General features: G+C 44.0%; 20 protein-coding genes. 8 read left to right on the top strand and 12 right to left on the bottom strand.

Annotated features, from left to right (window positions below):
• Positions 1-45: 45 nt before the first annotated feature.
• Positions 46-729 carry a 16S rRNA (cytidine(1402)-2'-O)-methyltransferase gene (gene rsmI / locus G3570_RS09420; protein WP_165141641.1) on the bottom strand — a complete coding sequence of 228 codons (684 nt, stop codon included), beginning with the start codon at positions 727-729 and terminating at the stop codon, positions 46-48.
• A gap of 349 nt (positions 730-1078) precedes the next feature.
• Here rsmI and G3570_RS09415 point away from each other — a divergent pair, with 349 nt between their 5' ends.
• The 3 genes from G3570_RS09415 (at position 1079) to dnaJ (ending at position 3425) form a co-directional block, all read left to right on the top strand.
• Positions 1079-1471 (top strand): VOC family protein, encoded by a 393-nt coding sequence (locus G3570_RS09415; RefSeq protein WP_165141639.1) that lies wholly within the window; start codon positions 1079-1081, stop codon positions 1469-1471.
• A 177-nt stretch (positions 1472-1648) separates the two neighbouring features.
• Positions 1649-2254 carry a nucleotide exchange factor GrpE gene (locus G3570_RS09410; protein ID WP_165141637.1) on the top strand — a complete coding sequence of 202 codons (606 nt, stop codon included), beginning with the start codon at positions 1649-1651 and terminating at the stop codon, positions 2252-2254.
• Between the two features lie 16 nt (positions 2255-2270).
• Positions 2271-3425, top strand: coding sequence for a molecular chaperone DnaJ (dnaJ, locus tag G3570_RS09405; protein ID WP_165141635.1), 1155 nt, complete (start codon positions 2271-2273; stop codon positions 3423-3425).
• 66 nt (positions 3426-3491) lie between these two features.
• Here the strand turns inward: dnaJ and G3570_RS09400 are convergent, their stop codons facing one another.
• The 5 genes from G3570_RS09400 to G3570_RS09380 form a co-directional block, all read right to left on the bottom strand.
• Positions 3492-4253 carry a UPF0489 family protein gene (locus G3570_RS09400; protein ID WP_165141633.1) on the bottom strand — a complete coding sequence of 254 codons (762 nt, stop codon included), beginning with the start codon at positions 4251-4253 and terminating at the stop codon, positions 3492-3494.
• A 156-nt stretch (positions 4254-4409) separates the two neighbouring features.
• Positions 4410-4688: an RNA-binding regulator gene (locus tag G3570_RS09395; RefSeq protein ID WP_165141631.1), complete on the bottom strand. Its 279-nt coding sequence runs from the start codon at positions 4686-4688 to the stop codon at positions 4410-4412.
• Positions 4689-4986: 298 nt separating this feature from the next.
• A complete protein-coding gene (locus G3570_RS09390; protein WP_165141629.1) occupies positions 4987-5481 on the bottom strand; it encodes a GNAT family N-acetyltransferase in 495 nt (164 codons plus the stop codon).
• 106 nt (positions 5482-5587) lie between these two features.
• Positions 5588-5797, bottom strand: coding sequence for a cold-shock protein (locus tag G3570_RS09385; RefSeq protein WP_165141627.1), 210 nt, complete (start codon positions 5795-5797; stop codon positions 5588-5590).
• A gap of 160 nt (positions 5798-5957) precedes the next feature.
• Entirely contained in the window at positions 5958-6419 is a 462-nt protein-coding gene (locus G3570_RS09380; RefSeq protein WP_165141625.1) for a GNAT family N-acetyltransferase, read from the bottom strand.
• A gap of 153 nt (positions 6420-6572) precedes the next feature.
• On the opposite strand from G3570_RS09380, the gene G3570_RS09375 reads away from it, so the two are divergent.
• Entirely contained in the window at positions 6573-8603 is a 2031-nt protein-coding gene (locus tag G3570_RS09375) for a S9 family peptidase (protein ID WP_165141623.1), read from the top strand.
• Between the two features lie 102 nt (positions 8604-8705).
• Here the strand turns inward: G3570_RS09375 and G3570_RS09370 are convergent, their stop codons facing one another.
• Positions 8706-9101: a nuclear transport factor 2 family protein gene (locus G3570_RS09370; RefSeq protein WP_165141621.1), complete on the bottom strand. Its 396-nt coding sequence runs from the start codon at positions 9099-9101 to the stop codon at positions 8706-8708.
• Positions 9102-9280: 179 nt separating this feature from the next.
• On the opposite strand from G3570_RS09370, the gene G3570_RS09365 reads away from it, so the two are divergent.
• Both G3570_RS09365 and G3570_RS09360 read left to right on the top strand, forming a co-directional pair.
• A complete protein-coding gene (locus G3570_RS09365) occupies positions 9281-9613 on the top strand; it encodes a hypothetical protein (RefSeq protein WP_165141619.1) in 333 nt (110 codons plus the stop codon).
• A gap of 66 nt (positions 9614-9679) precedes the next feature.
• Entirely contained in the window at positions 9680-10750 is a 1071-nt protein-coding gene (locus G3570_RS09360) for a calcium/sodium antiporter (protein WP_165142596.1), read from the top strand.
• 22 nt (positions 10751-10772) lie between these two features.
• Here G3570_RS09360 and G3570_RS09355 read toward each other — a convergent pair whose 3' ends face one another.
• The gene (locus tag G3570_RS09355) at positions 10773-12686 is read right to left on the bottom strand and encodes an ABC-F family ATP-binding cassette domain-containing protein (protein ID WP_165141617.1); all 1914 of its coding nucleotides are present in this window, start codon (positions 12684-12686) and stop codon (positions 10773-10775) included.
• Between the two features lie 192 nt (positions 12687-12878).
• Between G3570_RS09355 and G3570_RS09350 the strand changes: the two genes are divergently transcribed.
• Positions 12879-13568, top strand: a complete 690-nt coding sequence (locus G3570_RS09350; protein ID WP_249066925.1) for a M48 family metallopeptidase — start codon at positions 12879-12881, stop codon at positions 13566-13568.
• A 30-nt stretch (positions 13569-13598) separates the two neighbouring features.
• Here G3570_RS09350 and G3570_RS09345 read toward each other — a convergent pair whose 3' ends face one another.
• The 3 genes from G3570_RS09345 to G3570_RS09335 form a co-directional block, all read right to left on the bottom strand.
• Positions 13599-13808 (bottom strand): zinc ribbon domain-containing protein, encoded by a 210-nt coding sequence (locus tag G3570_RS09345; RefSeq protein ID WP_165141613.1) that lies wholly within the window; start codon positions 13806-13808, stop codon positions 13599-13601.
• A gap of 21 nt (positions 13809-13829) precedes the next feature.
• Positions 13830-14321: a 5-(carboxyamino)imidazole ribonucleotide mutase gene (purE, locus tag G3570_RS09340; protein WP_165141611.1), complete on the bottom strand. Its 492-nt coding sequence runs from the start codon at positions 14319-14321 to the stop codon at positions 13830-13832.
• A gap of 150 nt (positions 14322-14471) precedes the next feature.
• A complete protein-coding gene (locus G3570_RS09335; RefSeq protein WP_346267257.1) occupies positions 14472-15638 on the bottom strand; it encodes a 5-(carboxyamino)imidazole ribonucleotide synthase in 1167 nt (388 codons plus the stop codon).
• 199 nt (positions 15639-15837) lie between these two features.
• Between G3570_RS09335 and prfA the strand changes: the two genes are divergently transcribed.
• On the top strand, positions 15838-16908 hold the full coding sequence (gene prfA, locus G3570_RS09330) for a peptide chain release factor 1 (RefSeq protein ID WP_165142592.1): 1071 nt from the start codon (positions 15838-15840) through the stop codon (positions 16906-16908).
• Positions 16909-17085: 177 nt separating this feature from the next.
• Here prfA and pckA read toward each other — a convergent pair whose 3' ends face one another.
• Complete coding sequence (gene pckA, locus G3570_RS09325) at positions 17086-18684, bottom strand: phosphoenolpyruvate carboxykinase (ATP) (protein WP_165141609.1); 1599 nt, start codon at positions 18682-18684, stop codon at positions 17086-17088.
• Positions 18685-18886: the final 202 nt, after the last annotated feature.

Below are 18886 nucleotides of genomic sequence, written 5' to 3'. Positions count from 1 at the left end.
ATTCAATTGTGTTCACCTTATTCCTTATTCCTTATTCCTGAACAACTAATCCTGATACCCTTCGGGTGCGATAACGACTACGATTTCACCTTTGATTTCATCACGGGTCTCGAATTTAAGCATTACTTCGTCTAGCGGACCTCTGACGACCTCTTCAAATTTTTTGGTCAGTTCCCTTGCAATGGCTATATACCGCCGGCTGCCCATATATTTTTCAAGTTCATCCAATAATTTCATCAGCCGGTGCGGACTCTCATAAAGAACCAACGTACGCTCCTCTTCAGCAAGCTGTTTAAGTCTTTTTTGGCGCCCCTTTTTTTGAGGTAAAAAACCCTCATAAGCATATTTATCGCAGGGTAGACCGCTTGCCACAAGGGCTGTTGTTGCGGCATCCGGACCGGGTATTACACTGACACTGTGACCCGCTTTATGGGTTGCACGAACGGCCAAAAAACCGGGATCTGATATTCCCGGCATTCCAGCATCGGATATCAGTGCGACGTCATGGTGGGCATCCAGAAGGTTAATTAAGTGCTCCACTTTTTTGTGTTCGTTATGCTGGTGAAATGCAAATGTGGGCTTGTCAATACCGTAATGGCTGAGCAGCTTCCCCGAAGTCCTAGTGTCTTCGCAAGCTATATAGGAAACCTCTTTAAGGATCTCGACCGCGCGTATCGTAAAGTCACTCAAATTGCCAATGGGGGTTGCTACCAGATAAAGGGTGCTCACGTAATCAGTTTAATTAAATTTGTATGAAGATAATAGCTGTAGCATAGAAAGGCAGATCATTTTTCATATTCGGCAGACACTGCGAATAAATTCGTTGATATAATTACTGACTCCTCTCCAAGCCTTGATGATAGTGACGCCAAGTAATCCCGTAACTTTAAATTGTTCGATATCTGTGTAGTACTCTTGTAAACACTGCGATAAAAATCTGTGCTAGAAGATTCAAATGCTTGCATAGGATTATTATTTAAGTCCTTCAAATCATTAATCCCCGATACAGGATGAACTAATACGATAAAAAGGTTATTATCAGTGTCAATTATTTAATATCAAATTTGTACTAAAAAATATGGCAAAATTTAATCCATCCGGAATAAATCATATCACAATACGTGTCAATGACATCAAAAGAGCAGAAGAGTTTTATGGCGATATGCTGGGTTTTGAGCTTTTGCGAAAAATGGGCCAAAGTATGGCTGTTTACCAGGTAGGAGAGGAAGACACCCTTGTACTGGTTGAAGCAGAGACTAGTTACGATCCTTCTTCTCGGGATTACCGTGTCGATCACTTCGGTTTTTACCTGGAATCAGCGGAAAAGGTAGATGAATTGGCAGACTATTTCCGCGAGCAGGAAGTGACCATTCTAAGCGGTCCGGCTAACCGTAAACGTGGACGATTTGTATTCATCTCTGATCCGGATGGCAATATGATTGAGTTTTTCTACGATGAAGGGGATAACTAAAGCATGTCAGAAACATGTATAGCACGATCAGAACAGGTTACTAAAAGTTGCGGATTCTCTAAATTCCGCAACTTTGACACTCCGTATAATACTTACAGGTAATGGCATGTTATTTGCATAATCAAGTAACAGAATCAGAAATTATTTATACAAACTTATTAACAGTTACCAACATATATGAGCGAAACCAACGGTAATACTGAAAAACAACAGGATACTGCCGAGCAGGATCAGGAAAAGAATGTCGTTGAAGAACGTGATGAAGACATTTATTCGATTTACGAGGATTATAGCAGAGATGAGCTGATAGAGATGCTCCATGCGCGGCAGCAACAGGTTGAAGAATTGGAAAAAGAACTTTCAGAGGCCAAAGATGCACACCTTCGTAAGGCTGCTGAGCTTGAGAACTACAAGAAAAGAGTTCAAAAGGAACGTACTCAAGTTTATGAAACAGCCAAGGCGAATGCACTGCGCGATTTTCTTTCCATCAATGATGACCTGCAACGCACATTGAAAGCTTCTGAAGATCTGGATGTGAATCCCACATTCCTTGACGGTGTTAATCTGGTCGCCTCAAAATTTGAAGATGTACTGAAAAATCATGGTGTTGAGCGAATTGACGAAAAGATGGTGCCTTTCGATGTTGATTTGCATGACGCCATGATGCGTCGAAAACCTGAAGAGGATAACATCGACAGTGACATCGTTCTCGATGTTATTGAGAACGGTTACAGAATGGGCGACCGTACCATACGCCACGCAAAAGTAATTGTAAGCGAATAAACTCTACTTTTAATACATGTCAAAACGCGACTACTACGACGTACTCGGAATCAGTAAAGATGCCAGTCAGGATGAAATAAAGAAGGCTTACCGTAAGAGGGCCATGAAATTTCATCCCGATCGCAATTCGGATGACCCTAAAGCTGAAGAGAAGTTCAAAGAAGCTTCGGAAGCTTATGAGGTATTGCGGGATGAAGAGAAACGGCGTCGTTACGACCAATTTGGCCATCAGGGCATGAACGGTGGTTTCGGTGGCGGAGGATTTGAAAATGTAGGTTTTGAAGACATTTTCAGCCGTTTCGGTGAAATTTTTGGTTCCGACTTTGGAGAAATGTTCGGAGGCGGCGGTCGTTCCAGAGGACGGCGCTCACCCGGCCAGCCGGGATCGGACATGAAACTGCGCATGGAGCTCAGTTTGGAAGAGATTGCCGAAGGCGTTGAGAAGAAACTGAAAGTGAAAAAGCAGGTGACCTGTGACCAGTGTAACGGCACAGGTGCTGAAACGGAAGATGATTTCCAGACCTGCGGAACTTGTAATGGCATGGGTGAAGTTCGCCAGGTACATAAAACCATGCTGGGTCAGATGGTGAATGTTCAACCTTGTCCTGAGTGCCAGGGTGACGGACGCATTATTACCAAAAAATGCAGTAAGTGTAACGGAGAAGGCCGCTACAAAGACGAAGAGACAGTCAAGGTTCGCGTACCCTCGGGTGTTTCCAAAGGAAATTATATAACCCTGAGAGGAAAGGGTAATGCAGGCAGAAGAGGAGGAGAAGCAGGATCGCTTATCGTCCTAATTGAAGAAAAAGAACACGAGGAGTTTGAGAGGGAAGGCAATGATATTTTTTATGATCTCGTACTCAGTGTACCTGACGCCATCCTTGGAACCGAAGTAGAAGTTCCTACCCTGAAAGGTAAAGCCAAGGTTAAAATTGAAGAGGGAACCCAACCCGGCAAACTGCTTCGGATGAAGGGGAAAGGCATTAACGGACTTAACAACTCAGGTACCGGCGATCAATTCATTCGCGTAAATGTGTATATGCCGAAAGACCTATCCGGTGAAGAGCGCAAACATATTGAGGCATTGCGCGGCAATGAAAACTTTGCTGCTACGAACAAAGACGACTCCGGTAAAGGATTCTTTTCTAAAATAAAAGACGTTTTTGGATAGAGAACCGGAGTTGTGGGATCAGGAGCTCCGGTAACTACCTGATAATCTACACTTTGGGCGGTGCTATTACTGCATGAGGTGTTTCCATTCCAGTTCGTCCGTAAAAAGTTGTCCCATTACCTGCCTGAGTATCTTATTGCTTTTCAAGATACCGCCGCAGTATCTGGGTTCGGTGGCAATAGTAATACCCTCCAGCCTCCGGAAAAGTTGTTGGAACAGAGCAGAATAAGGATCTATAATTTCTGCAATTTCACTTTCTGAATAGGGTTCGACCTCATTCAACTGGTGGGAATACACTTTTCCTTTTATAAAAAAATCCAGGTCCAAATCCAGAATAAAACGCCTGTCTAGTCTTTCCGACAGGTTATTTTCCAGATTCTCGGTGGTTTTAAATTCCAGGATTCGGTGATTGTTTTCCTGGCAATCCTTATAAACCGATTGTGATTCGTTTCCATAGTTTTTCAGCAATAGTATGTCGCCAACAATATTTCTATAGGCGGCAGACAAGAGGTGACTGTCATTATGAGTATTCAGATTCGACCAGATAAAGGTAGATACCTTGTCTTCTTCTTTCAGGTCGAGGTGATCAAGTCCTTTCTTTTCTTCATCAGAGGGAGGAGCAAGATCCCGGTGCCAATCTATCGTTACAAGGGTGGGGGGAGGCAGATTCGATTCCGTGTTATTCCAGCGATTCCAGAAATAGAAAGCGAAACGGTGTTCCTTAAAAACCGCCAGTTCAATTTTGCGGGACTCACCGGAAGGATGATCAAGTGTTTCCAGGTACGTTCCCGGTGGCATCAAATTGACAACATCCGGATGTTCATGCATGAATAATTCTCCGCTTGGTATATGCGTTTATGTACACGTAAATACGCCAATCATCGGGTCATTTCAAAAATAGCAGTTTAGCACCGGGTTGGATTAAAAAAAGCTTCGAACCAAAATCCGAAGCTTTTAATGATTTGAATATAGTTGTTTGATAAACTAATAGTTTCGGCGTCCACCGCTGCTTTTTCCTGCTGGTTTCGGTTTGGCCTTGTTAACCCTCAGGGCGCGTCCATGCATCTCTAGGCCGTCCAATTCATCAATGGCATTTTGGGCTTCGTTGTCGTTATTCATTTCAACAAAACCGAAACCTTTGCTTCGTCCGGTTTCCCGATCGGTGATAACCTTGGCAGAAAGGACGTCACCGTACTCTTCAAAGGCTTTTTTCAGTTCCTGATCTGAAACCTTGTAGGCAAGGTTTCCCACGTAAATATTCATCTAATTTTGTCCGATAATTATGGTTTAAAGGAATGGAGTGCAAGAGTAATAGAAACAGTTATCTAACTAATTTGTATTGTTTCCACAAAACCTGCATCGTTATTTTTCAAAAGTAAATCTAAAACTCACCAAAAAGAAATTAATTATTCACTCTCATGTTGATTTTAAAGTCGTTAAAGTATCTACATTTTATAAAATGTTGGCGGGCTCCAAATATTAGTCAACCATTTACTAGGTTTGATTTCAATCCCTAGACTATAATCTCCACTCTCCGGTTTCCCTTCTCCCTTCTTACTTTTCACTTTTCAACATTAAGACTCATATACAAATGATCCCGGTAGATATCTTTATAGTGAATAGCGCGCTTAATTCGTCCCGACTCTTCAAAACCGAATTTATGCAACAATCCGATACTCTCTTCATTACCTGAAATAAGAATGGCAACCAGAATTCTGTATGAAGCCCTACTGCAGAAGGCTATGGCATGCTTCATCAGCTCAGAAGCAATTCCCTCGCCATGCCTATTGTAATCGACATAGTAACTAATTTCAGCCACTTCGCTGAGGGCATCTCTTCCTGAGCGATAGGGCGATACGGATAACCATCCAAGAACTGTATCGTTATCCAGCCAGACAAAAATCGGAAACTGCTCATTATCATGATGCTCAAACCATTCCAGACGCTCTTGCTCAGAAATCGGACTTAGATGGGCGGTACGCAATCCGTCATTTATGGCCTGGTTATAGATATCATTGATTTCCGGCAGATGTTCTTTTTGTGCCCTTGTAATCAAAATCGAGTTGTTTGGATTGAAATGGAAGCTGTTAAGCAAGAAATTACGGAAATAAAAAAAGCCCGGTCAAATGACAGGGCTTTCGTTGTGAATAGAATGAGGAGAATCAGTCCAGACGGTGCACATCCACGGCACTCAGGCCTTTTGGAGTCTCTTCGATGTCAAATTCTACCTCTTCACCGTCACGCAGCCCTTCTTCGTAACCAAGGTTCTCTATGTTATTACGGTGAACAAATACATCTTTGCCACCATCTTCCGGTTCAATGAAGCCAAATCCCTTTTCTGCATCAAACCATTTTACTTTACCGTATTGCATATCGAGTATTGTTTTATTGTCACCAATGCGAAAAGGACCTTTATAAAAAGAATGGAGTACTGACTCTTCTCAAATGGACGATTAAGCAATAGGTGTATTGTGATTGAAATAAAAATATACACGTTTATATGTGTAATGCCTACTATCTCGAAAAAATTATTCAGATAGATTTTTTCATCAGAAAGTTCTCCAGTACTTGACCTCTTCTATATACTTTCTGGGGAGTAACCACGGAGAAGCCATTATGTTCAAAAAATGGTCTCGCGCTGATGCTTGATTCCACCATGAGTTCTTCCAGCTTCAACTCTTTCGCTATTTTTACCAAGGCTTCAAACAGCCGGCTACCAACACCCATTTGCTGATAATTTTTGTGACAGTAAAAGCAGTCAATGTATCCGTTATCCTCGATTTGAGCGAATCCGGCGATGACTCCTTCATCATCGGCAACCAGGGTATGCTTGGATAGGCAAAATGATTCCCAGTCTTTGAAATGGATGTCATCAGGCGCCCAGGCTTTAACCTGTTCCAAGCTGTACTGATCCCGATTTATTTCGCGGATGGTTTCATGAAATAGCGTGGCGATTTGCTCAGTATCGGATCGCTTAAAGTTACGAATCAGCATTTATTAGAACCGTAAGGCGGTTCAGGCTATGTTTTCTATGATTGATGTCCCTACTGAAAGAGACCTTTTCACTTTTCAATTTTTTATTGGATAATGATGAAGCAAGTAAGTTACTTAAAACAGGATTTTAACGCTTAACTTTGTCTACCATTTATGCCACGAAAAACAATTCTTACGTCTCTTTTATTAGTAATATTAATTTTCCCTACCCAAGCTCAGGACACACCGTTTCAAGATATGGATGTTTTTGAGCTGGAATGGGCTGCCGATCCGCAGATTTCTCCGGACGGTAATACGATTGTCTATCGAAGGCGAGGCATGGATAAAATGACCGATCGAAGGACTTCTACTCTTTGGATTATTAACGCAGACGGTACAGGACATATGAAGCTGACTCAGCGGGACGAAAATGAGTCGAGTGCCCGGTGGTCGCCCGATGGGAAGCGCATAGCCTTTGCAAGCTCGGCTGAGGGAAATGGCAGTGAAATCTTTGTTTATTGGGTGGATTCCGATAAGATGGCCCGAATTACTCAGCTTGAGCGCTCTCCGGGTGATATTAGCTGGTCGCCTGACGGAAAGTATCTCGCATTTAACATGCATGTACCTGAACCCAATCCCGTGTTGGTCAAACCGCCGAAAAAGCCGGATGGAGCCGAGTGGGCAGAACATCCACGTGTTACCAAAAGACTTAAGCATGAAGCTGATGGCGTAGGTTACCTCGAGCCTGGCTATTCCCATTTGTTCGTGGTTCCTGCAGAAGGAGGAACGGCGCGTCAAATTACCTCCGGCAACTATCATCACGATAGCAAACCGCACTGGACTCCCGACGGTAAATCTCTCGTTTTTTCAGCAAACAGGAATGAAGATTGGGAATACAACAGGCGTAATTCTGAGGTCTATACCGTATCGGTAGAAGACGGAAATATAGAAGCACTGACCGACCGTGACGGTCCCGACTACAGTCCGGCTGTCTCCCCGGATGGCGAAACAATAGCTTATGTCGGCTATGATGATAAAGTGCAGACCTATCAGGTGAACAAACTCTATCTGATGAACAGTGACGGGTCCGGCAAGAGAGAACTTACCACCGGTCTCGATCGCAGTATATCTGATATTGTATGGGATGCAGAAGGCGGGGGCTTATATTTCATGTATGATGACAAGGGGAATACAAAAATCGGCTACACGGATTTGAATGGCAATACCGAGCTGGTTACGGGTGATGTGGGAGGGACCTCCATCGGCCGACCTTATGGCGGTGGTTCTTTTTCTATCTCCGATAATGACATCATTGCCTTGAATGTTACAACGCCTTATTACCCGGCCGAACTTGCGGTGGTGAAGAGAGGGCAGCAAACCGATCGCATCACTGATCTCAATGGAGATCTGCTTGACTATCGAAAGCTGGGAGAGACGGAAGAGATTTGGTATACATCCTCAGTTGACGGTCGCGATATTCAGGGCTGGATAGTGAAACCACCTTTTTTCGATCCTCAAAAGAGTTATCCGTTAATTGTAGAGAACCACGGTGGACCCATATCAAATTATGGAGACCGTTTTTCACCGGAAATACAGCTATTGGCAGCAGACGGATATGTAGTTTTCTATCCCAACCCAAGAGGAAGTACAAGTTATGGGGAGGAATTTGGAAACCTGCTGTACCATAACTATCCCGGGAATGATTACCATGATGTGATGGATGGTGTCGATGCTGTTATTGACCGGGGGTATGTTTCTGAAGACAGCTTGTTTGTGACCGGTGGAAGCGCAGGTGGAATCATGACGGCATGGATTATTGGAAAAACCAATCGATTCCGTGCATCAGCGGTTGTAAAGCCGGTGATGAACTGGATCAGTAAAACACTTACGGCAGATAACTATTACGGCTACGCCTATTACCGGTATCCGGGGCAACCATGGGAGAATTTTGAAGAGTATTGGAAGTATTCGCCCATTTCACTGGTAGGCAACGTAGAGACACCGACGCTTGTGATGGTCGGAACAGCAGATCTAAGGACGCCGCTCTTTGAGGCGAAACAACTCTATCATGCACTCAAATTGCGTAAAATTGAGACGGCGCTGGTTGAGATTCCGGGATCATACCACTTTATCTCCAACCGCCCGAGCCAGCTGATTACAAAAATTGATCACATACTGGCCTGGTTCCAAAAATATCGCCAATAATAATGTGTAGATATTTATTGCGGGCTAATATTCTCCGTGAAACTCTATGCTCCTCCGGGTAACTCCGTGTAACAGCCTTTTAGGTAGCAATTAAGCCTAAGATTATTCAGGAATGGACACATGGGTTTGCATCATTTTCCATTGTTCATCTTGCTTTTCAAGCACACCGGTAAAACGAGCATTTTCCCAGCGGGTAATCACATCGTTTGACTTAATCTCAGCATCCAGCAGATGAAAGTACCAGGCTGTATTTCCTGAATCTGAGAAATTAACTGTCAGATTGTGAATTTTGGCTCGGTAATATTGTAGATTTTCAAATTGCTCGCGGGTCGCTTGCAAAAGTTCATTCTTTCCTTTCCAAATCTCGCCGACACCTGTACCGATATGAACCATGTTTGACTCATTTGGGATGAGATTATCCATTAGTTCATAATCCTGGGTATCCATAGCGTGGAAAAACTGTTCTATTACAGTTTGGATATTATTTTGGTCACCCATAATGAACTCTTTATGTCGATTTAGCAGTTGGAATTAACATAATTCAGGAAATCATTGGCCCATTATATTGATTATATGATACAGGTTAAAAGATGACCGATATCAGATTCTCAAAATTCATTTTTTTTTATCATTTTATGCCTCAAATAATCAGTCAATTAACCAAATGACGCAATACTATGGCACTGGAACACCAGGAAATTACTGACGGCAACCGATTGATTTCACAGTTTATGGGAAGCACTATTAAGATAAATCAGGATGATGTAAAGGATATCCCATTGGCATTCTTGAAACTGGAAGACATGAAATTTCATGTCGCCTGGAAATGGCTGATGCCGGTTGTAATCAAAATCGAGGATGATCTGGGATATAGTATCACCATCAAGAATAAAACCTGTAGGGTCACTGTGGATGAGGATACCGCCTTTGAATCGGAGGAACAGACCAAAATGGAAGCAGTCTGGAAAGCAGTTGTGCAGTTCCTTGAATGGAATAAAGAGAACAGCTGACTCTGGTCAACCATTTAGGAATATCTTCCAAATACGCTATTTGCAACTCTTGATCTACTTTTATTGATGCTAAGCACCGGACTCTTTTTTGTAGCGGGTATTATTTTGTTGCTGGGTGGGGCCCATCTTTTGGTTAGCTCTTCTTCAACGCTGGCTGTACGCTTTGGTATTCCGACCATTTTTATTGGGGTGACCATCGTAGCGTTTGCCACCAGTGCACCTGAAATTGCCGTCAGTCTAGATGCGGTACTCGAAGATCGAGCAGGCCTCGCACTGGGTAATGTGCTGGGAAGTAATATCGCAAACATTCTGCTTATTTTGGGACTCAGTGCAGTTATTGCTCCCATCAAAGTTACCAAAAGAGTAGTTTGGCTGGATATTCCTATCATGATATTAGCCTCTGTGGCACTCTACGTGTTGGCGCTCGATCAGAAACTTCAGCCGATGGATGGAGTTATTATGCTCGTTCTCTTCGCCGGCTTTATGGTATTTCAAATTCAACAGGCCAGAAAAGACAAGAATAACAATGTCAAAGCTAGAGATGAGAACCAGGAGGCAGAAGGGGAAGCTAATCCCTATTTACAGGGAGTGTTGTTACTGCTGGGACTTGCCCTTCTGGCCTTGGGTGCTCACTGGCTGGTAGAAAGCGCCATTACTATTGCTCGCATTTGGGGATTGAGCGAATTGATTATCGGTCTCACCATAGTTGCCATAGGCACGTCCTTACCGGAACTGGCTACATCAGTACTCGCGGCAGGGCAGAATGAATCTGACCTTTCTGTTGGAAATGTTATCGGCAGCAATATTTTCAATATACTGCTGGTCTTGGGCATCAGTGCATTTTTTTCATCCGATGGGTTGCCGATATCTAGCGCGGCCCTGTCGCTCGATCTGCCATTTATGGTAGCCGTGAGCATTGCATGTTTGCCAATTTTTTTCACCGGGCATATCATAGCAAGGTGGGAAGGATTTGTATTCCTGGGATACTACGCTGCTTATCTACTATACTTGTTCCTGGATGCAACCCAGCATCAATATCTGGAATTGTTTAATGAGGTCATGATGATATTTGTTGCCCCAATTACTGTACTAACTCTGGTTATTTTTGCAGTAAGGTCCTGGCAGAAGGAAAAGTGACCTGAGGGAGGAAACAAAACTTTTATTCATCTTCTGATCTTTCAGCAAGTTCAAACCAGCGTTCAGTTTTGCGATCCAGCTCTTCAGACAGCTCACCATAGAGAGCGGATTTTTCCTGTAGTTCTTCATGGTCCAGTGATCCACTGCTGAGTTCGGCTTCAAGCTTCTCTTTGGATTCTTCAAGGTTGGCAATTTCATCTTCAAGCTTTTTGTACTCCCGCCTTTCGTTATAGCTCAGTTTTTTACTTTTAAGTGTTTTAGAAGAAGCTGAATCCTCATCCTGTCTTCCGTTTTTCTTTTCTCCGGTATTCTTTACTTCATTGATTTTTTCCTTTTCCTCCGACAGCTTCTGCTCGCGGTACTCTTCATAGGTGCCGTGATGGCTCCGTATTTCGCCGTCACCTTCAAATACGAAGTAATGTTCCACCAGTTTATCCATAAAAAACCGGTCGTGGGAAACAAGTATCAGGCATCCGCCAAAATTTAACAGGAATTCCTCCAGCTTATTCAAGGTCAGGAGGTCCAGGTCGTTGGTAGGCTCATCCAAAATCAGGAAATTAGGATTTTTGAGCAGTACCATCATTAAACCAAGCCGCCGTTTCTCTCCGCCGCTCAGTTTTTCCACCGGAGTATACTGCATCTCCGGGGTGAACATAAAATGTTCTAGAAATTGAGAGGCGGATATCTTGTTGCCATTAGCCAGTTCAATTACTTTAGCGACCTCTTCAATGACATCAATTACACGCTGATCTTCATCAAAATCCAGCTGTTGCTGACGATAGTGCCCGAATACTACTGTTTCACCTGTTCGGATTTTTCCTGAATCATATGGCTCTTTCCCTGTGATGATATTCAGGAAGGTGCTTTTGCCGGATCCGTTTTTCCCAATGATACCGATGCGTTCGCCTTTTTTGAAGGTATAGGTGAAGTCATCCAGGATAACCTGATCATCAAAACTTTTTGATACTTTTATTAACTCAAGGATCTTGCCGCCCAGGCGCTGCATGTCCATTTCCAGCTTCAACTCAGGATCATCACGTCCGGTATCTGCTTTCTCCTTGGTTTCATAAAAATCGTCAATACGCGCCTTTGATTTGCTGGTACGGGCTTTTGGTGATCGGCGCATCCACTCAAGCTCATTCTTGTACAATTGCTTCGCCTTATGAGCTTCGCGACGTTCTATTTCCTGTCTCTCGGCCCGTTTTGTCAGAAAATACTGGTAATTGCCCTTGTGGTGATATAGGTCGCCATTATCCAGTTCCAGGATATGGTTGCATACCCGATCCAGAAAATACCGGTCGTGGGTAACCATCAGCAAGGTGACATTGCTCTGCTGCAAATACTCTTCCAGCCACTCAATCATTTCCACGTCCAGGTGGTTGGTGGGCTCATCCAGAATCAGCAGATCTGGATTGTCCAGCAAAACAAAGGCAAGGGCAACTCTTTTACGTTCACCACCCGATAAAGAGGCAATAGATTGGTCAAGGTCGTGGATATTGAGCTTCCCGAGTATCTGTTCCAGCCGGTGTTCGAAATCCCAGGCATTGGCGGCATCCATGGCCGCTGTTGCTTTTTGAAACGCTTCCTGCGTCTCAGCATTAAAATCCTGAGCCTGATTTTGAGCAGCTTCTTCATAATTCCGCACTAGTTTTACCATCTCCGATTCACCCTGTGAAATAAATTCAGTGATGGTCATGCGGTCGTCCAATTGGGGTTCCTGTTCCAGAAAATCGATTTCCAGACCTCTTGCAGTCATTACCTTACCTTCATCGGGGACCTCCTTACCGGCCAGTATCTGTAACAAGGTCGATTTGCCTGTTCCATTTTGAGCGATAAGAGCGGTTTTATCTCCTTTCGAGATGCCGAATGTCAGACCCTCAAAGAGTACTTTATGCCCATAATTCTTGGAAAGATTCTCTACGGATAGGTAGGTCATGCGATGTGGGTGCGTCTGTTAGTAGCTTAAGTAAGAATTTTTGGGTCAGGATCTAAGGCGAAGACCGTAATTTTAAAAGCACAGTAAGATATGAAAATTAAGGGAAGGTATCAGTAATCACTGCTTTATAAACTGCACAGGAAGTGCTATTCTAACCTCATGTTTAAAAGGAAGCCGCCGAAAAAAACTGAGATGCAACTATCCGGTATCACAATTGAAGTCACCCGGAAAAAAGTCAAGAACATCAATCTTAGGGTCTATCCGTCACGGCGTGAAGTTCGCATTTCTGCTCCATGGTACTTAAAGATGAAGGTGATAAAAGACTTTGCCGAATCTAAGTTGCCATGGATTAATAGACACCTTGCAAAATATCAGAAAATACCGGGGAAAATCGAACCACGGTATGAAAGCGGTGAAGTGCATTACTATCAAGGCAAGCCCTATGAATTGCAGGTTATCAAGAAGAACATCAAGCCTACAGTATCGCATTCTATTGAGAAGGGCATAATCAAGCTACAGGTCAGACCGGGCGCTAAGATCGAGAAGCGGGCCGGCGTACTTAAAGAGTGGTATAGGGCAAGACTAAAGGAAGATATAGCAAAGCTCATTGAAAAGTGGGAATCTCCGATGGGCGTCAGCGTCAAGGAATTTGGGGTAAAGCAGATGAAAACCCGGTGGGGGAGTTGTAATATTAAAGCCCGGCGTATCTGGTTGAACCTTGAACTGGCTAAGAAATCGCCAGACTGTTTGGAATCAGTAGTTGTTCATGAAATGGTGCACCTGCACGAGAGGCTACATAATAAACGGTTTTACAGACTGATGGATAGCTATTTTCCCGAGTGGAGAGAGATAGAACATGAATTACAAGGTAGGGTGGATTGAGAGTATACTGACCTCCATTTAAAACTGAGTCTAGTTCCCCAAGAAATCCAAAATGTTGCCAACGGTACTTGTGTCGCCGCGATAGAGCTCTGTATAGGTACAGCGGGTACAGGTTACTGTGGTGAATTTTTTATTTTGGACATTAAAAAACTTGGAAATGGCACCACCGGTAGCTGAAATCTGGTCTGTTTCAAATTCCCTGTTTTTGCATTTCGGACATTCCCAATTCCGTTTTTGCATGATAGTCGCTGACTTTAAGTCTCAAGTTAAATTCTTGGTTTTTGCTTTTGAAGCTTCCGCCATCGAAGTATGATAATCATCCAGTTTGCTCACAAGCTTATCATCAGCAGTACTTAGTATCCGGGCCGCGAGTAGTCCTGCATTCTTAGCTTTCCCTATAGCAACTGTGGCGACAGGTACACCATTTGGCATCTGAACGATAGAGTAAAGACTGTCAAGCCCGCTTAGGGTACTTGTCTTTACCGGTACACCGATGACCGGAAGGGTAGTGTAAGCCGCCGTCATTCCCGGTAGATGGGCCGCTCCTCCGGCACCGGCTATGATCACCTTCAGTCCCCGCTCGCGGGCTGTTTTACCGTATTGAGCCATTACATCGGGTGTGCGGTGGGCGGATACCACTTTCTTTTCATACGAAATATTTAAGTCATCCAGAATGTCACATGCTTCTTTCATGGTAGGCCAGTCACTGTCGCTGCCCATGATGACGCCTACTAAAGGGTTTTGTTTGCTCATAGTAAATAATAATTGCTGGTTGATTTTTTTGTTATCTACTTATGTCAAAAAGTAAACACTTGGAATTTTAAATTTTTGCCGGTGACAAACATTTAAGTGAATGTTAAATGCCAATCATTCAACATTCAAAAGCGAGAATATCGCATCACTTTAAATCCTGATGCACTCTGTCAATCGCTGTGCTTTTTTGTAAGTCTCTTCCATATTCTCACCCAAAAGCGTGTAATGTGCCATCTTTCTGCCCGGCTTGCTGTCCAGCTTGCCATATACATGCAAGTGTCCGTCGGACTCCCCCAGGGCTTCATCAGAAATATCCACCTGGGCATCACGGCGATCCGTTCCAAGCAGATTGATCATGGCCACTGCCGGTGCACGCAATTCAGAAGAACCGAGTGGCAGTCCCATCACGGCACGTACATGGTTTTCAAACTGAGAAGTCACGCAGCCTTCAATTGTATAATGTCCGGAGTTGTGCGGGCGTGGAGCAGATTCATTGAGTAACAGACTCCCGTCCCTTTTAAGAAAAAATTCAAAAGCGAAAATACCCTTTCCGTTTATGGCTTCAGTGGCTTTCAGGGCCAATTCTCTTGCTTTTTTCCGGATGTATTCCTCAACCGGGGCCGGCGATTTGACGGCAACGCAAATATGATTCTCCTGAACGGTTTCGCAACATGGGTAGACCATGTGACCGGTTTCATTTCTTGCCACTTGTACGGCAAGTTCATGAGTAAAATCCACAAAAGATTCCGCGATGATGTCGTGGCCCTTATTTCCTCCCAGCTTATCAAAGGCCGTTTTGGCTTCTTCAATACTGGCAACAGTTTTGTTACCATAGCCGTCATAACCGCCTTTGGATGATTTAAGCAGGTAAGGCCAGCCGTATTCTTCACCGAAATCAGCCAGATCCATTTCACTTTCCACTAGGGAATAGGGAGTTACAGGAATGCCTGCTTTTTCAAAAGTCTGTTTCTCAATCAGCTTGTTTTCGATCAGGGCAAAACTTTCGGGGGAAGGATAAATCGGCGTCCCGCTTTCTGACTGTACCTCTTTTAGAATATCGGAGTTAATAAATTCGTTTTCGAGGGTAAGCACATCACAAGTCCCGGCAAATTCCACAAGATCAAATACGGAATCGAATGAACCGCTTTGAGAGTGCGGGGTCATAAACTGAACGGGCTCATTTTCGGTGCGGTCAGAAAAAACCCCGATTTGAATTCCATAACGGAAGGCTTGCAGACCTGACATCCTGGCCAGCTGTCCCGCTCCTAAAAAACCGATTCTAAATGTTGCTGAAAGTGGATTTTGTAATTCTTTCACAGACTGTTGAAAATAATGTGGTTAAAAAGGTATGCAATTATAAGAATTATCTGAGTGGGAATTAAGAAAACAACTGCAGGAATAATTCCGATAACCTGTTATCTAATACCTATTCTTAATTTTGGAGAAAGAATCGTATTTTAAGTGCGAATTTTAAAAGCCATCTCATTTGTAAACGTACCAAACTGCATACATGGATATTGAAGCAAAACTACAGCAGGTAAAAGAGCGATACGAAGAGGTAACCTCTGCAATGAGCGATCCTTCCGTATTTGATGATCCTGATCACTATACCGAACTCAGCAAGGAACATAGTGAACTTAAAGAGCTTGTTGAGCTCTATGAAGAGTGGAAAGGCATCAAGAACCAGCTGAAAGGTAATAAAGAGCTGATTGAGGATGGGGATGATCCGGAGATCACCGAGATGGCAGAGGAAGAGAATAAAGAACTGAAACCCAGGCTGGAGGAGCTGGAAGAAGAAATCAAGTTCAAGCTGATTCCCAAGGATCCGGACGATTCCAAAAACGTTATCGTTGAAATCCGTGCCGGAACGGGCGGCGATGAAGCCGCGATCTTTGCCGGTGATTTATTTGATATGTACCGCCGTTATGCCGAGAAGATGGGGTGGAAGCAAAATATTATGAGTGTTTCCGAATCAGAAAAGGGCGGATACAAAGAGATCGTTTTTGGCCTTGAGGGCGATGAGGTGTACGGAAAAATGAAGTACGAGAGTGGGGTTCACCGAGTGCAGCGTGTTCCGGATACCGAGACGCAGGGCAGGGTTCATACCTCAGCGGCGACGGTTGCCGTACTCCCCGAAGCCGAAGAGGTAGATATCGACGTGAATATGTCGGATATCCGGGTTGATACCTTCCGTGCCAGCGGTGCCGGAGGGCAGCATGTGAATAAGACTGATTCAGCTATCCGACTGACTCACGAACCCAGCGGGGTTGTGGTGGAATGCCAGCAGGAGCGCTCTCAGCATCAGAACAAGGAGAAGGCGATGACCATGCTGCGGTCAAAGCTTTATGAAATGGAAGAAGAGAAACTGCGCAAGGAGAGGGCAGAGGAGCGTAAAAGTCAGGTATCTACCGGAGATCGCAGCGCAAAAATTCGCACCTACAATTTTCCTCAAAGTCGATTAACCGACCATCGCATCAATCTTACCCTGTATAACCTCGATGACATCATGAAAGGAGAGATCGGTGAAGTCATCAAGGCGCTCCGCGTGCAGGATAACCTGGAAAAACTGAATGCAGTGATGGAATGAGAATTCAGAACTCAGAATTCAGTATCCAGAATTTTTGAGTTTATTAAAGCTGCTGTGTCGAGGAGTACTCAATTTGCTATTCTAATCTAAATTTGATCAGCCTTTTCCAGCATCCAGCATCCAGCATCCAGCATCCAGCATCCAGCATCCAGCATCCAGCATCCAGCATCCAGCACTCTAAACTTTCGGACCCGCTTTAATCAATTCCCTGCTTGCTGCTTCTTTGAACTGTTCGAAGTTGCTGGCAAACATTCCTGCCAGACGCTCCGCCTTTTGATCGTAGGCATCTTTGTTTTTCCAGGTATTTCTCGGGACGAGTATATCACTGGGAACCCCATCTACTTCTTTAGGAATAGCCAGTTCAAATACAGGATCAATTTCAAAGGTGGCATCATCAAGATTTCCTTCAAGAGCTTCACTCAACATCTGACGGGTATAGCTCAGCTTCATGCGATGTCCTTCACCATAGGGTCCGCCCGTCCAGCCGGTGTTAAGCAGCCACACCGTTGAGTTATAGGTTCGTATCTTTTCTGCCAGCAATTCTGCATAAACGGTTGGGTGCAGAGGCATAAAGGGAGCTCCAAAGCAGGCTGAAAATGTTGCTTGGGGTTCGGTAACCCCTCTTTCGGTCCCGGCCACTTTGGCGGTATAGCCGCTTATGAAGTGGTACATTGCTTGTTCGGGGGTCAGCTTTGAAATCGGAGGCAGTACGCCGAAAGCATCGCAGGTCAGGAAAATGACATTGCTCGGGTGGTTACCCACGCCGTCACTGCTTGCATTCGGGATAGAGGTAATAGGGTAGGAACACCGGGTATTTTGCGTCAGTGTTGTATCATCAAAATCAGGTTCCCGGTTTTCGTGCAGAACCACATTCTCCAGAATGGTACCCGGCATTTTTGTAGTGGCATAAATTAGCGGCTCATTCTCTTCCGAGAGGTTGATAGTCTTGGCATAGCATCCGCCTTCAATATTAAATACCCCGTCTTCACTCCATCCGTGTTCGTCATCACCGATGAGAATTCTATTCTGATCGGAAGAAAGCGTTGTTTTACCCGTTCCGGAAAGTCCGAAAAATACAGCTGTATCGCCATCTTTGCTCATATTTGCCGAGCAGTGCATGGCCATGACATTCTGCTTGGGCAACAGATAATTCATTATAGAGAAAATACCTTTCTTCACTTCCCCTGAATATAGGGTGCCGCCGATAAGGATAATTTTCTTGTCAAAATTTACCAGGATAAAGGTTTCTGTATCGGTACCGTCAACATCAGGATTGGCCTTGAAATTGGGCGCGGCCAGTACGGTGAATTCCGGTTCATGGTTCTCCAGTTCGTCTTTGTTCGGACGAATAAACATATTATGTGCAAACAATCCGTGATAGGCGGCTTCACTTACTACGCGTACATTCAAACGGTATTTATCATCAGCACCGGCGAAGCAATCCTTAACATAAATCTTTTTGTCGGATAGGTACTCGGTAACCTTTTCAAACAGGTTATCAAATACAGCTTCATCCGTCGGCTGATTGATATCTCCCCAATCGATGTCATCATGAATAGATGGTTGATCAACAATGAATTTATCTTTGGGGGAGCGCCCGGTATACTTCCCAGTCAGTACCCTAAGTGCATAGTCTTTGGTTAAAATGGCTTCTCCGTTCTCAATAGCCTCCTCATAAAGCTCCGGTGGAGTCAGGTTCCAGAGCGTTTGTTCGTTATCTTCCAAATTGAGGTAGCCAAGACCCACTGAACTTTTCGGATTTGAATGGTTGCTCATCAGTAAAATGTTTGTGCTTTTTTAATTCTATTACAATTGATGAAATATTAAAACGGAGAGAAATAGCCTCCTGTTTCAGGTGGTGAAGATACAAATAATTTGGTTGAAATTGGGTGTATGGGCTGATTGCGAAGGCATTCAGAGAAGAAAGCGCTTACATCCTTAATTCTTAAATTGTATCAATTGTGATGCTTAATATATA

This window comes from Halalkalibaculum roseum, from assembly GCF_011059145.1.
Classification (GTDB): Bacteria; Bacteroidota; Rhodothermia; order Balneolales; family Balneolaceae; genus Halalkalibaculum; species Halalkalibaculum roseum.
Note: the sequence above shows the minus strand (reverse complement) of the source record. Positions and strands in the feature narration are given on the sequence as shown.